The following is a 13,474-nucleotide window of genomic DNA, read 5'->3' as shown; positions in this document are numbered from 1 at the left end:
TTTCTTATTATAAAAACACAGCGCCCTGTTGTTGTAAGCTCGCTGTGCGGGTTGATTGTCTGCTTTTGAGAATAAGTTGTGGATCAACAACTGACACGACTTCCAATGAACGATTGCGGCGAAGGTGATCTAGATTGCCCTCATATACGTCCGATTGGGTAATAATTTTAACTTGTTGAGTCTGATACCAAGCTAACCACACTTCAGTGCTTGTCGCTTGTTTATCCTTAACATAAACCAGTCTGAACTGCTCGGCCGGAAAGCCCAGTTCTTTGAGCATGTACCATTTAGCGAAAGCAATTTCGGCCTGGGTAGCTTGGCCTTGTTCAAATACTTGAAGAGGAGTTTTGACGACCTGAGAGGCTCGTTGTTGATCGATTTCGATTAAAGAAGCGATACCCTGAATCTTATCGACTTTTTCTTGCAAACTTAGAAGGCTGTTTTGAAGTGCTAATTGTTGCCATTGGACACGCAGAAGCACCTGCTGATTAGCATCAGCAAGGTTTATACTAAATAGCAATGTAAAGAGTACTGCAAGTGCTCTCATATTCATGGTTCTTCTTATTATTATCCAAACCGAGTCTAACAGACTAAATTTCGATCTTTAACCGTTAAAAGAGTAAATTCAAAAGAATAATAATACTTTTTTATTCTTAAACTTTATTTGCCGACAATTGGTATTGAGACGACAATTAAGTAAACTACTCTCAAGTTATTCCAGTACGGCCGAAAGATCAAATGAAAAGTGAACAGGATCAAACTGATAAGACCCATTTTGGTTATCAGACAATCGACAAGCAAGACAAAGAGAAAATGGTAGCGGGGGTTTTTCACTCTGTTGCAGCAAAATACGACATCATGAACGACCTTATGTCGTTTGGCGTTCACCGCTTGTGGAAACGTTACACCATTGATGCAAGCGCCGTTCGTCCTGGCAATAAAGTATTAGATTTAGCCGGTGGCACAGGTGACTTAACTCGAAAATTTAGCGAGATTGTCGGTGAACAGGGCCAAGTTGTTCTTGCAGACATCAATGATTCAATGATCAAAGTCGGCCGAGAAAAGCTTCACAATCAAGGCTACGTTGGCAATATCGAATATGTTCAAGCAAATGCCGAGGCGTTGCCATTTGCAGATAATACCTTTGATCTTGTGACCATTGCATTTGGTTTGCGAAATGTAACTAACAAAGACAAAGCATTAGCTTCTATATTTCGCGTGCTTAAGCCTGGCGGTCGTTTACTCGTACTAGAGTTTTCAAAACCTCAACAAGACTGGTTAAACAAAGCCTATGACTTTTATTCGTTTAACATCCTACCGACTATGGGCCAAGTCATTGCCAATGACAAAGACAGTTATCAATACCTGTCTGAGTCGATTCGCATGCACCCTGACCAAGATACATTAAAAGGTATGATGGAAGAGGTTGGGTTTGAGCAAGTGCAATACACTAACCTAACGGGCGGTATTGTCGCACTTCACAAAGGTTTTAAGTTTTAAAAGGTCATAACTATCGTGGTGTTAATACAACAAGCATTATTATCCATTGCTGAACCAATGCTTAACCATGTTTTGCAGTACGACTCAGATGCCTCAAATAAACTTAAAAAACTCAATAACAAAAGCTTATCTGTCGAGTTAACCGACCTTTCTGTTAACTTGACAGTTAAGGTATTCGACAACAAAGTATTTGTATCGGGTCAGTCAGAGCCTGCCGATTGCGTCATTAAAACTTCACTCGATGGCCTACAAAAGCTTTCAGACGCTGCGCAAATAACGGCAATGATCCGACAGGGCCAGCTCGATTTGGAAGGTGACTTACACGTTGCACAGGGCTTTTCGGGGCTACTGATGGACAACGATATAGACTGGCAAGAGTGGCTGTCGGAGTACCTCGGCGATGCAATGACTTTTAAACTTAGCCAAGCCATCAAAAAACAAAAAACACATTGGGCACGAAAAAAGCGAGACCTCGACTATACCGCGCAATCAGCATTAGTTGATGAGCTACGTGTTACGCCTGATCGCATTGAAGTTGAACGCTTTGTCGCTGACGTCGACCAGCTTAATGCTCAAACAGAACGATTGACCTTGGAAATTCAAAAATTAAAGGCCCAGCTTTGAAATCAAACCGATACTCACGCTTTTTCCAGATTGCTCATACTTTTTTGTATTACCGTCTGTATGACTTGGTTCCAGAAAGCCATCGTACTTGGTACATGGCATTAACTCATACCTTGTTATTTTGGTATCCCAAAGTATCAAAACAAAACAGTAAAGCAGTGAATTTGCGATTAGCCCTTGAGTCTTTAGGGCCTGTTTGGATTAAATTTGGCCAAATGTTAAGTACTCGCAAAGACTTACTGTCAGAGTCGTTAAGTATTGAGCTGACAAAATTACAAGACCAAGTACCACCGTTTTCATCACAAGTGGCCATCGAGCGAATAAAACAAGAGCTTAACCTGTCTGCAATTGAAGATTTGTTTTTCGAGTTTGACCCTACACCTATCGCTTCGGCGTCCATTGCCCAGGTCCATAGTGCCAAATTGCAAAGAGAAAATGGTGATCACCAAGAAGTGGTTATCAAAGTAATTCGCCCAGGTATTGAAAAACAAATCAACGCAGATGTTGCCTTGATGATGGTAATGGCGCAGATCCTAAACCGCGTCCTAGCAGAAGCCCATCGCCTGCGTCCTGTCGAGGTGGTAGAAGAGTATAAAAAGACCATTGTTGCCGAGCTTAACTTAGTACAAGAAGCGGCCAACGGTATCCAGTTAAGACGTAACTTTGAGCAATCTGATGATCTATATATCCCTCAGATCTTCAGTGAACATTGCAGCAAGCGCGTATTAGTCATGGAACGTATTTACGGTATTCCGGTTTCGGATATTGCTCAGCTTAACGCCCAGGGCTCAGATTTAAAAAAACTAGCAGAGCGCGGTGTACGAGTCTTCTTTACTCAGGTGTTTAGAGACAGCTTTTTCCATGCCGATATGCACCCAGGAAATATATTTATTTCTCGTGAAAACCCAACAGATCCAAAATACATAGGAATAGACTTTGGTATTATCGGTACGCTTAACTCTGAGGACAAACGGTATTTAGCCGAAAATTTCGTGGCGTTTTTTAACCGTGATTATTTAAAAGTAGCGGAGTTACATGTTCAATCTGGTTGGGTACCTAGTCACATAAATGTCGAACAGTTTGAAATGGCGATTCGCACGGTTTGTGAGCCTATTTTTAACAAACCTCTGGCTGACATCTCGTTTGCTCAAGTATTGATTGGCTTATTTGATACCGCCCGTCAATTCGAGATGCAGGTTCAACCTCAATTGGTATTACTACAAAAAACCTTACTATACGTTGAAGGTTTGGGGCGCCAACTTTATCCTCAGCTTGATTTATGGGAGACCGCCAAACCCTTTTTAGAAGACTGGGTTAATGATCAAATGGGGGTGAAAGCGTTATTTAGAACGACAAAACAAAACCTGCCATATTGGATTGAAAAGGCACCTCAAGTACCAGAGTTATTCTACGGAAGTTTGCAGAGTATCAGTCGATTGCCTCTCATGAAAAAAGAGCTGATAGCGGACTATCAAATATTGCAACAGAAACAACAGCGTTTCTTTAAGCGCTTAACCGTATTTTCAATAAGCGCAATCGGTGTGCTGTTAATTACGCTATTTGCAGATGTCAGTAACGACATAAACTGGTTTGCTGCTGATGTATTACTTGCAGCACTTGCGCTGCTCAACGCCTGGAAATTAAGAAACTAAAGTTAGGAAGGTTTCGATTATAAAAATCCATAGTGGGCTTCAAAACGTAATGTGATGCCCACATCGCGTTCAAAGTCTCCATAAACGTGGCCATTGTTGAAGTCTTCAACTAGTCGGTCACGTTTAAACTCAACAAATGGCTCCGCTTCGATAAAGATCCAACTGCGAAACGCTTTTTTACGAAGCCGAACACTCATTTTATAGAACTCGGGACGGTAATCTGGGCTAGTTACCCCCGCCGCAGTGATCCCTAAAATAATGGCCGATTGATCACTCAATGCAGAAATGGAATACAGACCATTTCGCCACTCTGGCGCGTCAAAGTCTTCTCTATCCCGCAACGAATAACTAAAACGTACCTCATTGTTTTGATTTATTGCGTATGCAGAGTCGAATAAAACTCGACCACCAATACCGTCAACAACGTAATACTCAAGAGCCGGTTGAATATTTAAGGTGACTTTGTCAGTCAAATATTTTTTGCGGTAAAGTAACGATGTACGAGCATACAGCTGGCCATCTCCCCAACCTATACGGCTTGACTGATCTAAATCATCTGAAGTTTTGTGCAAAAAGCGTACTGCTGCGCCTAAGGAGCGCTGAGAAGATTTTAGCGCTTCGGGTCGAACTGTCTCGTATGGCAACTTGTTGAGATCTTCTTGCTCATTATCCGACAAGATAAGTTCTGCTTTATTTTGTAAGTTAGGTAGTTTGGCCCGGACTCTGAATTTAACGGGAAAATTAGCCCATTCCCCATCTCTAGGTTCCCAACCGATGACGATATGCCCCCAGGCTTTGGCTTTATTGAGCTCATCATTAGAGTCGGCAAACTTGCTGTCGATCCAATTTGCAGTCCAATCCATTGAACTACCCAAAGTCTCCATTACGGAATTTACATCCACAAAACCTAACTTAAGTCGCTCTTCAGAGCGCATTCTAGCGATTTCACGGCCAACTTCATCAATAGCTTGTTGGTCTCCGTATAGTGCAGCTTCTTCGCCTTGCGCTAATTTTTTTTGGCAAAATTCAATAAATTCTTTGTTTTTGGAGGCGGGTGATGTGAGGCATTCATCAATATTTGTCTGTTTCTTTTTACCCAAAGTCGCAGAATAAGCAGAGCAACACCACAACGCTGAGCAGATTAAAAGCAACGTGCCCAAGTGAGGTTTACAGAAGTTTCTCAATTTATTCATTAGCATCCATTGCTCAACAGGGTTAAAGTAAACCATAAACATATGATTTGATTTAATATCACTTTATAATAGCAATAATTGTATTAAAAGGGGTGAGTTATGGGCTTCGGTGGAATAAGTATTTGGCAACTTTTGATAATTTTAGCGATTATCGTTTTGTTATTTGGAACTAAACGTCTAAAGAATATTGGCTCTGATTTAGGGTCAGCTGTGAAAGGTTTTAAAAACTCTGTGTCTGATGAAGAAGACACGAAAAAAGAACAAGAAAAAATCGCAGATGCCAAAACAGAAGCAAAGTCAGTAGATGCAGATTTTGATTCGACGAAAAAAACAAAATCGGAATAATTGATTTATGGGCTTTTGGGAATTTATCGTGATTGCCATTGTTGGGACTATCGTTTTAGGTCCCGACAAGCTGCCCGGTGCCCTCAGAAAAATTGTCCAGTGGAAACGCAAACTGTCGCAGATGGCGCAAAGCGTCAGTGCAGAAGTTAATGAACAATTACGCGTTCACGAATTACATAACAACTTAAAAGAAGCTGAAAAAAAAGGGTTTGAAAACCTTTCTCCAGAGTTACAACGGTCCGTTGATGAATTATACAAAGCGGCCAATAGCGTCAACCCTGATACTCCAGCAAAGCCAGAAATAGTCGAACCTCAATCAAAAGATGGCTTGGAAAACAAAAAGACCAATGACTGAACAGCCCAAAAATCCACCTTTTATTGAACACTTAATTGAAATCAGACAGCGCCTGATCCGCTCTGTTATCGCTGTTCTAATTTGCTTTTTGGGGCTAGCTTATTTTGCAAATGACTTGTATACACAAGTTGCCCAACCTTTGTTAGATGTGATGCCTGAAGGGGCAAACATGATCGCGACTGATGTCGCTGCGCCATTTTTTACCCCATTTAAGATGGCATTTATGTTTGCTTTAATGTTGGCCTTTCCAATCATACTTCATCAAATGTGGGGATTTGTTGCACCAGGCCTTTATAGTCACGAAAAGCGTTTGGCCGCGCCCATTTTAGCTTCTTCTGTACTACTATTTTATGGTGGTATTGCGTTTGCGTATTTTGTTGTATTTCCTTTGGCCTTTGCTTTTTTCACCAGCGTTGCTCCCGAAGGCATCACAATCGCAACGGACATTAGTAGCTATCTAGATTTCATACTCAAACTGTTTTTTGCTTTTGGATTGGCATTTGAAGTACCTATCGTTGTTTTTGTTGCTTGTTGGGCAGGCGTAACTACAGTCGAAAGTTTAAAAGAAAAGCGCCCTTATGTAGTGGTAGGAGCGTTTATACTAGGTATGTTATTAACACCACCTGATGTGATTAGCCAAACGTTACTCGCGGTACCAATGTGGCTACTTTTTGAGTTTGGGTTAATCATGGCTTCATTGGTAAAACCAAGAAAATAGGCAACCTATTGTGACCGTCACTCGAGCACTGCACTTTGTCCTTCTGATATTAGTCACTATTGTGACCTCGACAACTTATGCAAGCAGTCTCACGTTGGATTTAGACCGAGGTAAAACCAACCTTGTCCCCTATTTAGAATTTAATATTTCTACAGCTGGTCCTCAAGAGGCCCCCCCCATCGAAGGTTGGAGCCAACTGCAGAGTAATCAGGTCAAGTTTGGCTTTGATGATAGGACCTATTGGTTTCGCACTCAGATCCAAAATAACAGCCAATATCCCTTGTCCTTCTATTTAGAAATTGGTAATCCACTCCTTGATAATGTCTCGGTTTATGTCCTGAGAAATGGCAAAGTGAAGTCAGTTCAACACCTTGGCGATCAACAAATATTTCATCACCGCCCCGTACTGCACGAGCACTTTGTTTTACCTATTTCGTTTCTTGCCGATGATGAATTAGAAATTTATATCGCCACTCAAACCTCTGGCACGGTCAATTTCCCTGTGTTTTTGTGGCAAAAAGAAACCTTTCAAAGCCATCAAGATTACAAACGCCTGCTAGATGGTATTTTTCTGGGTGTTATTTTAGCGAGTATTTTTGCTTATGCGTTTACGGCGCTATATGCCCGCTCTAAGACCTCAGCGCTTGATGCTGTGTTATTGTCGAGTTTGTTACTGACAGTATTGACCTTAAACGGACTCGGTTTTCATTACCTTTGGCCTGGTTTACCCGTTGTCCAGCAACACGCTTCTTTATTGTTAGCCGCTATTGCAATTGCGTCCTCAGCCTTTTTGGCGAAGGAAAAAATAGACGAAGCAAAATCAAATTTATTAGCAAGTCGTTCGTTTTTTATAACCGGTATCGCCGCTTTGTGTTTGGTACCCCTGTGTCTTTGGATGAGTTATCAAGCTGGCGTTTATCTTGTTACGGCTGTGGCAATTCTGATCTGCTGTTGTCATGTGTATTCTGGTGTATGGATGGTCAAACACGGTATCAACGAAGAGCAAGACCTCAACGTCAGTGTTGGGATACTGTTGTTTGCTTTGGTCTTTATTGCGATTAATAACTTTACCGCAACGCCGCTGCCTCTCTCCAACTTAGCTCTTTTAGAAATCGCTATGTTACTCATGGTTTCTATTTTGTCGGTCAGTGCTATTCGAAAACAGCTCCAAACCAGCGAACAGCTTCAACAACAACTTGAACAAGAGCGTGCATCTGATGAGTTTCACCTCAGTGGTTTTGAAGCGTTCGAGAGTGATAAAAACACCTCGACGTTTGAGGAAGACGAAGATTTGCGCCAAAAATTAGCAGAACAAAACTTGGAGTTACAAGTTACCCTTCGTGAATTAGAAGATAGAAACACGGAGCTAGAAAAGCTCAATACTCTTGATGCACTCTCGGGCATTCACAACCGCCGTCACTTCGACAAGCGAATCCAAGCAGAGCTTAGACGCGCCCGTCGAGAATTAACGCCACTGTCACTCATTCTTTTTGATATTGATCACTTCAAAAAAGTCAATGACACCTACGGACACGTTGCTGGTGATGAGGTGATTCGAGCGGTAGCACTTACATCCGAAGAGCAACTCAATCGTTCAACCGATGAAGTGTTTAGATACGGTGGCGAAGAATTTGCAATTTTATTACCTAATACAGAGCCTGAAGGCGCAGCCAAGCTTGCTGAAAAGGTCAGAAAAGCCATAGAAGCGCTTAATATTACGACCTCTTCAGGAACGGTAAACTGTACGGTCAGTTTAGGCGTAAGCTCTAGCAAGCAGGCAGAAATCACCGAGCCTAATATGTTGATAGATTTAGCGGATAAAGCGCTTTATAAAGCAAAACAAACAGGCCGTAATAAAACAGTCAGTCAATTAACAGAGGAATTATAATGACAAACACAGGTAACAGTCAGTTTCCGAACACTCGTTTGAGAAGAAATCGTGCAAATGACTTTTCTCGTCGTTTAGTGAGAGAAAACCACCTTACTGTGGACGATCTCATATACCCAATGTTTGTTTTGGAAGGTACCAACCGTCGAGAAACTATAGACTCCATGCCTGGTATCGAACGTTTATCCATTGATTTATTGTTACAAGAAGCGAAAGAGCTTGTAGAGCTTGGAATACCCGCCATTGCTTTGTTCCCTGTCACTCCACACGACCTCAAATCAGAACTTGCGGAAGAAGCATATAACCCTGACGGTTTAGCTCAAAAAGCCATTCGCGCCCTAAAAGAGTCTTTTCCTGAACTTGGTGTAATTTCTGATGTTGCGTTAGATCCGTTTACGATACACGGTCAGGACGGCATTATTGACGATGAGGGCTACGTGCTTAACGACGTAACAACGACAACACTCGTCAAACAAGCTTTATCACATGCTGAGGCTGGCGCTGATATTGTTGCCCCATCAGATATGATGGATGGTCGAATTGGTGCTATTCGAGAGGCGCTCGAAGAGAACCGCTACCCTAATGTAAAAATTATGGCGTACTCTGCTAAATACGCTTCAAGCTACTACGGTCCATTCCGTGATGCAGTTGGTTCAGCAGGTAACCTCAAAGGCGCAGATAAAAAAACCTATCAAATGGACCCTGCCAACTCAAACGAAGCATTACGTGAAATTGCACTAGACCTGCAAGAAGGCGCAGATATGGTCATGGTAAAACCTGGCATGCCATACTTAGACATTGTTCGTCGTGTTAAAGATGAATTTAAGGCGCCAACGTTTGCTTATCAAGTCAGTGGTGAGTATGCAATGCACATGGCTGCTATACAAAATGGTTGGCTAGCGGAAGAACCAGTTATTATGGAATCCTTATTGGCGTTCAAGCGCGCCGGAGCGGATGGCATTTTGACTTACTTTGCTAAAACAGCAGCAACTTGGTTAAAGCAAAAGTAACTAGAAGAAAAAATGCCCGATGTAGATTTAATCTGATCGGGCATTTTTATTTATTTTAATTCTAATTGCCAACCTTGCGCGGCTTGATAGCTCGCCTCTTGGTTTAATTCGGCTTTACTCAATGGATTTTTCTCAAGCCAATCTGGTGGTAAGAACAAATTCATCTTTTCATTTTCGACTGTGACACGAATGTCTGGAAGTACTTCATCGGCTCGGCGCAAAGACAATATCACCGCTAGTCGCAATATACGTACTAACCGGCAAGCTAATAAAACTGAAGTCGCCGTTTGACGGCTTAAAGCGCCATGGTCGATATCTTCTCTGTGATTCCGAATAATTGCGGTTAATAGTTTCTTCTGCGCTTCAGTAAACCCAGGTAAATTAGAATTGGCTAACAAATAGCTGGCGTGTATCTGCTGATCTTTATACGCGACCTGCAAACCAACCTCGTGAACCAGAGCTGACGCTCGCAATATATCCAGCGCATGAAATTGCTCCATATCCCAATGCTCAGAAGCCTGCTGAGCAATGGTGAGGCTTAATTCCATCACCCGCTCTGCGTGGGCTACGTCCACATGATATCGGGTCATGATACTTCTTACAGTGCGTTCCCTGACGTTTTGTTTTGTTAACTCGGGAAGCATAGAGTAAAGCTGGCCTTCACGCAGCGCACCACCCGCTAAGGTCATCCCTTTCAGGTTCAACTGTCTAAATATTGCAATCAGGATTGCCAATCCAGAAGGAAATACTAATTTACGATCTTGCACCAAACCTGCGATAGACAAGTTATCGATACTACCAAACGTAATGGTTTGCTGCATGATAGAAACTAAACGCTCTAAAGTGATTACTTCATCGTAACCTTGGGCGATTGAAATTTCTTGAATCGCCTGAACTGTGCCTGAAGCACCAACCTCTTCTTGCCAATCAAAGTCTTTATATAGGTCCCTGATTTTCGAGATTTCTAGTTCGGCCGCTGCAATCGCGTCAGTAAAGTTAGATTCTGACAGTGCACCATCAGGAAAGTAACGCTCCAGATAAGTAACACAGCCAACATTGAGACTTTTGTATATCTTAGGTTCGTGTTTTTCGCCGGCAACGAGCTCTGTACTTGCTCCGCCAATATCAACAACTAAACGACGATTCTCTGAACTGGATGTATAAGCAACACCCTTATAGATAATTTGAGCTTCTTGTTCGCCACTGATCACGTTGATTTGGTGCCCCAAGATCTGCTCTGCAATTTTTAGAAAATCATTAACATTTTTGGCAAGCCTCAGTGTTGCTGTACCTGAGATCTTAATATTTTCAGTGGGGATATCTTGAAGGCGTTCGGCAAACAAGTTTAGGCATTCCCAGCCTCTAAGCATCGCATCTTGAGAAAGGTTAAAGTCCTTATCTAAACCAGAGGCCAAGCGAACTTTGCGTTTTACTCGACCTATGATTTGCACACTTCCCGCAACAACTTGGGCAATCATCATATGAAAGCTATTAGAGCCCAAGTCAATAACTGCATAACTTTGGTTATCTTTCATATCACGATTTCTCAACTAAGAGTTACGGCGACGTTGTCCGTGATGATGACGTCGCTTTTGATATCGAGGCTTTGGAACATCATCCAATAGCGCCTCTGAATCAAAGTGACTTACCGGAATCGCGTGACCAATGTACTCTTCGATCGCAGGAAGGTTGTAAACATATGACTCACACGCAAAGCTAATCGCATGACCACTTGCACCTGCACGACCTGTACGGCCGATACGGTGTACGTAATCTTCGCGGTCATCTGGTAAATCAAAGTTGTATACGTGAGTCACTTCAGGAATGTGAAGACCTCGAGCCGCAACATCCGTTGCTACTAAAAAGTCTAAATTACCCTTGGCAAAGTTTTCTAGAATAGATAGGCGTTTTCGTTGATTAACGTCACCAGTTAACAAACCAACACGGTGTTTGTCTGCTTTCATCCAGTTGTAAACTTTTTCACAGGCGTGTTTCGTATTAGTGAACACGATTGCTTTATCCGGCCAATCTTCTTCGATTAAAGACAGTAAGAGCTGGATCTTTTTGTCCGACTCAGGATAGAACAACTCTTCTTTAATGCGCTTTCCAGTCATTTGATCAGGTTCTACCTGCAAATGTGTAGGCTCATTCATGTGCGAGTACGCCAACTCTTTGACCTTATAACTCATGGTTGCTGAGAATACGAGGTTCAAACGCTCCGTACGGTCTGGCATTTTGTTAAATAGGTAACGAATGTCGTTTATAAAACCTAAATCAAACATTCTATCAGCTTCGTCTAGCACAATGGCTTGAATGCTGTCTAAGTTGTATATACCTTGCTTTAGGTAATCAATGACACGGCCTGTCGTGCCGATTAGGACATCTACCCCTTGTTGTAGCTGTTGGCGTTGACTTTCATAGCCTTCACCCCCATAAACTAAACCAAGCGATAAGCCTGTTGCTTCGGCAAAAACGACCGCGTCTTTGTGAATTTGAATGGCTAACTCTCGAGTAGGAGCTAGAATTAATGCTCGCGGTTGTCCCTTGGTCTGGACGTTCATTAATTTATTGAACGTCGCCGTAAGAAAAGCGATAGTTTTACCGGTCCCTGTTTGAGCTTGGCCAGCAATATCAGCACCTTTTTCGATTAAAGGCATACACATCGCCTGAATCGGGGTACAATTAGCATAACCAGCATTGGATAGGGCTTTCAGCACATCAGAATGTATTGAAAAGTCGGCAAATTTTGTTTCGGTTAAATGTGTCTTAGTCATAACGGATAAGCATAACCTTTAGCCTTGCAATAAGAAACAAATTATTCAAAATAGAAGTATATATTTAATATTAAAACGCGGAGTGATAAATGAGCGATAAAATTATTAATATAACTGATGATTCTTTTGATTCAGTTATCAACGGTGACAAGCCAGTTCTTGTTGATTTATGGGCAGAGTGGTGTGGTCCTTGTAAGATGATCGCTCCGATTCTTGACGAAGTTGCAGAAGACATGTCTGATAAAGTAACTATCGCCAAGCTGAACATTGACCAAAACCCTGAAACACCACCTAAGTTTGGTGTTCGTGGCATCCCAACGTTGTTGTTGTTCAAAAACGGCGCCGTTGCAGGCACTAAAGTTGGTGCTTTAAGTAAAACTCAATTGGTTGAATTCTTAAACGACAACCTTTAATTGCCAGAAGGCTTAAAGCCTTTCTGAGATAAGCTTTCAAGAAGAGATACCACTAGTTGGTGTCTCTTTTTTTCATCCCAAGGAATAGCATTCCCTACACCCCAGATAGGTCCAGGCCAAGTTATATCGTTTTCATTACGTGCAACAATATGCCAGTGTAACTGTTCTACAACATTACCTAAATTCGCTATATTGATCTTCTTACATCCCGTAACCTTCTTCAGTACTTCAGCGACTGCATTACTCTCTTTTAACAGCTGTGAAGCATCACGCTCAGATAAATCATGTACTTCTGTCACTGTTTGACCATGCTCATCGACTGCTTCCGGAACTAAAACCAACCAAGGGTATCTTTGGTCGTTTTGAAGCCTGAGCTGGCAAAGTGGTAATTTGGTGAGGAGTATTGAGTCACGCTCTATACGAGTATCAAGTTGGAACATGGTTTTATTTCTGCTTTTCAATGGTGTTAGCCAGCATAATACTTCAAACCCTTGAAAGCGAATAGATAAATCGCAGGCAATAAAAAACGATGGACAGGAGTCCGAGTGTCGTGGTGCCAGGGATGGCAAAGAACGAACACCGAGCTAGGGAGCAAGCATCTTAACGAAACTGTCGGTTTAAACAATAAAGCGGTGAGCTACATTACTCCGGGCATCCTGCCCTCCGCCCTTCGGGCCAGCTAAAGCTGTTCTAATTCGTTCCAGACGAATTAGTCGCATGGGGTTGCCATGCTCGAATAGATAAATCACAGGCAATAAAAAACCCCTCGCACGAAGTGCAAGGGGTTGTTTTATTGGAGCCTGGCGGTGAGCTACTCTCGCATGGCAAATGCCACACTACCATCGCCGCAGCTGCGTTTCACTTCTGAGTTCGAAATGGAGTCAGGTGGTTCCACAGCGCTATTGCCACCAGGCAAAACTGGGTACATGGATGTATCAAGGTTCGCGTGACCATGGATGGTCAAGAGCGAACTGGTGAATACACCTCAGTACGTAATCTGGA

Annotated in this window: 14 protein-coding genes and 1 rRNA gene; 9 read left to right on the top strand and 6 right to left on the bottom strand. The window is 42.4% G+C overall.

The features are described 5' to 3' along the window. Window positions 1-7 precede the first annotated feature (7 nt). Window positions 8-553, bottom strand: a complete 546-nt coding sequence (locus J1N51_RS09745; RefSeq protein ID WP_208830832.1) for a hypothetical protein — start codon at window positions 551-553, stop codon at window positions 8-10. 185 nt (window positions 554-738) lie between these two features. Between J1N51_RS09745 and ubiE the strand changes: the two genes are divergently transcribed. Genes ubiE through ubiB form a run of 3 tightly spaced genes read left to right on the top strand, consistent with a single transcriptional unit; the run spans window position 739 to window position 3,776 of the window. Beyond that, window positions 739-1,500, top strand: coding sequence for a bifunctional demethylmenaquinone methyltransferase/2-methoxy-6-polyprenyl-1,4-benzoquinol methylase UbiE (gene ubiE, locus J1N51_RS09740; RefSeq protein WP_208830830.1), 762 nt, complete (start codon window positions 739-741; stop codon window positions 1,498-1,500). Window positions 1,501-1,515: 15 nt separating this feature from the next. Continuing rightward, a complete protein-coding gene (locus J1N51_RS09735) occupies window positions 1,516-2,124 on the top strand; it encodes a ubiquinone biosynthesis accessory factor UbiJ (protein ID WP_208830828.1) in 609 nt (202 codons plus the stop codon). Continuing rightward, window positions 2,121-3,776, top strand: a complete 1,656-nt coding sequence (gene ubiB, locus J1N51_RS09730; RefSeq protein WP_208830825.1) for a ubiquinone biosynthesis regulatory protein kinase UbiB — start codon at window positions 2,121-2,123, stop codon at window positions 3,774-3,776. The genes J1N51_RS09735 and ubiB overlap by 4 nt, the downstream gene beginning before the upstream one ends. 17 nt (window positions 3,777-3,793) lie before the next feature. On the opposite strand, the gene J1N51_RS09725 is transcribed toward ubiB, so the two are convergent. Beyond that, window positions 3,794-4,969 (bottom strand): hypothetical protein, encoded by a 1,176-nt coding sequence (locus J1N51_RS09725; protein ID WP_208830823.1) that lies wholly within the window; start codon window positions 4,967-4,969, stop codon window positions 3,794-3,796. A gap of 99 nt (window positions 4,970-5,068) precedes the next feature. On the opposite strand from J1N51_RS09725, the gene tatA reads away from it, so the two are divergent. The 5 genes from tatA to hemB are packed head-to-tail and all read left to right on the top strand — an operon-like array spanning window position 5,069 to window position 9,285. Further along, entirely contained in the window at window positions 5,069-5,314 is a 246-nt protein-coding gene (gene tatA / locus J1N51_RS09720; RefSeq protein ID WP_208830821.1) for a Sec-independent protein translocase subunit TatA, read from the top strand. Between the two features lie 28 nt (window positions 5,315-5,342). Next, window positions 5,343-5,669 (top strand): Sec-independent protein translocase protein TatB, encoded by a 327-nt coding sequence (gene tatB / locus J1N51_RS09715; protein WP_232842783.1) that lies wholly within the window; start codon window positions 5,343-5,345, stop codon window positions 5,667-5,669. Next, on the top strand, window positions 5,662-6,387 hold the full coding sequence (gene tatC / locus J1N51_RS09710) for a twin-arginine translocase subunit TatC (protein WP_208830817.1): 726 nt from the start codon (window positions 5,662-5,664) through the stop codon (window positions 6,385-6,387). Before tatB ends, tatC begins: the two co-directional genes overlap by 8 nt. A 10-nt stretch (window positions 6,388-6,397) precedes the next feature. After that, window positions 6,398-8,275: a sensor domain-containing diguanylate cyclase gene (locus J1N51_RS09705; protein ID WP_208830815.1), complete on the top strand. Its 1,878-nt coding sequence runs from the start codon at window positions 6,398-6,400 to the stop codon at window positions 8,273-8,275. After that, window positions 8,275-9,285, top strand: a complete 1,011-nt coding sequence (gene hemB, locus J1N51_RS09700; protein WP_208830812.1) for a porphobilinogen synthase — start codon at window positions 8,275-8,277, stop codon at window positions 9,283-9,285. Before J1N51_RS09705 ends, hemB begins: the two co-directional genes overlap by 1 nt. 50 nt (window positions 9,286-9,335) lie before the next feature. Here the strand turns inward: hemB and gppA are convergent, their stop codons facing one another. Further along, complete coding sequence (gppA, locus tag J1N51_RS09695) at window positions 9,336-10,820, bottom strand: guanosine-5'-triphosphate,3'-diphosphate diphosphatase (protein WP_208830810.1); 1,485 nt, start codon at window positions 10,818-10,820, stop codon at window positions 9,336-9,338. Between the two features lie 15 nt (window positions 10,821-10,835). Next, window positions 10,836-12,059: an ATP-dependent RNA helicase RhlB gene (gene rhlB, locus J1N51_RS09690; RefSeq protein WP_208830808.1), complete on the bottom strand. Its 1,224-nt coding sequence runs from the start codon at window positions 12,057-12,059 to the stop codon at window positions 10,836-10,838. A gap of 89 nt (window positions 12,060-12,148) precedes the next feature. On the opposite strand from rhlB, the gene trxA reads away from it, so the two are divergent. Further along, window positions 12,149-12,472, top strand: coding sequence for a thioredoxin TrxA (gene trxA / locus J1N51_RS09685; protein WP_208830806.1), 324 nt, complete (start codon window positions 12,149-12,151; stop codon window positions 12,470-12,472). On the opposite strand, the gene J1N51_RS09680 is transcribed toward trxA, so the two are convergent. Both J1N51_RS09680 and rrf read right to left on the bottom strand, forming a co-directional pair. Beyond that, a complete protein-coding gene (locus J1N51_RS09680; protein ID WP_208830803.1) occupies window positions 12,469-12,912 on the bottom strand; it encodes an HIT domain-containing protein in 444 nt (147 codons plus the stop codon). The genes trxA and J1N51_RS09680 overlap by 4 nt on opposite strands. Before the next feature lie 358 nt (window positions 12,913-13,270). Beyond that, window positions 13,271-13,385 (bottom strand): 5S ribosomal RNA (rrf, locus tag J1N51_RS09675). Window positions 13,386-13,474: the final 89 nt, after the last annotated feature.

Origin of the sequence: Psychrosphaera ytuae (genome assembly GCF_017638545.1) — a bacterium.
GTDB classification, from domain to species: Bacteria; Pseudomonadota; Gammaproteobacteria; order Enterobacterales; family Alteromonadaceae; genus Psychrosphaera; species Psychrosphaera ytuae.
This window is presented reverse-complemented; position numbering and strand designations above follow the sequence as displayed.

Excerpts from the sequence above, each read along its gene's own strand:
- gppA (WP_208830810.1), bottom strand. The coding sequence starts at position 10,820 with ATGAAAGATAACCAAAGTTATGCAGTTATTGACTTGGGCTCTAATAGC.
- tatA (WP_208830821.1), top strand. The coding sequence starts at position 5,069 with ATGGGCTTCGGTGGAATAAGTATTTGGCAACTTTTGATAATTTTAGCG.
- J1N51_RS09725 (WP_208830823.1), bottom strand. The coding sequence starts at position 4,969 with ATGAATAAATTGAGAAACTTCTGTAAACCTCACTTGGGCACGTTGCTT.
- hemB (WP_208830812.1), top strand. The coding sequence starts at position 8,275 with ATGACAAACACAGGTAACAGTCAGTTTCCGAACACTCGTTTGAGAAGA.
- tatC (WP_208830817.1), top strand. The coding sequence starts at position 5,662 with ATGACTGAACAGCCCAAAAATCCACCTTTTATTGAACACTTAATTGAA.
- trxA (WP_208830806.1), top strand. The coding sequence starts at position 12,149 with ATGAGCGATAAAATTATTAATATAACTGATGATTCTTTTGATTCAGTT.
- rhlB (WP_208830808.1), bottom strand. The coding sequence starts at position 12,059 with ATGACTAAGACACATTTAACCGAAACAAAATTTGCCGACTTTTCAATA.
- J1N51_RS09745 (WP_208830832.1), bottom strand. The coding sequence starts at position 553 with ATGAATATGAGAGCACTTGCAGTACTCTTTACATTGCTATTTAGTATA.
- ubiE (WP_208830830.1), top strand. The coding sequence starts at position 739 with ATGAAAAGTGAACAGGATCAAACTGATAAGACCCATTTTGGTTATCAG.
- J1N51_RS09680 (WP_208830803.1), bottom strand. The coding sequence starts at position 12,912 with ATGTTCCAACTTGATACTCGTATAGAGCGTGACTCAATACTCCTCACC.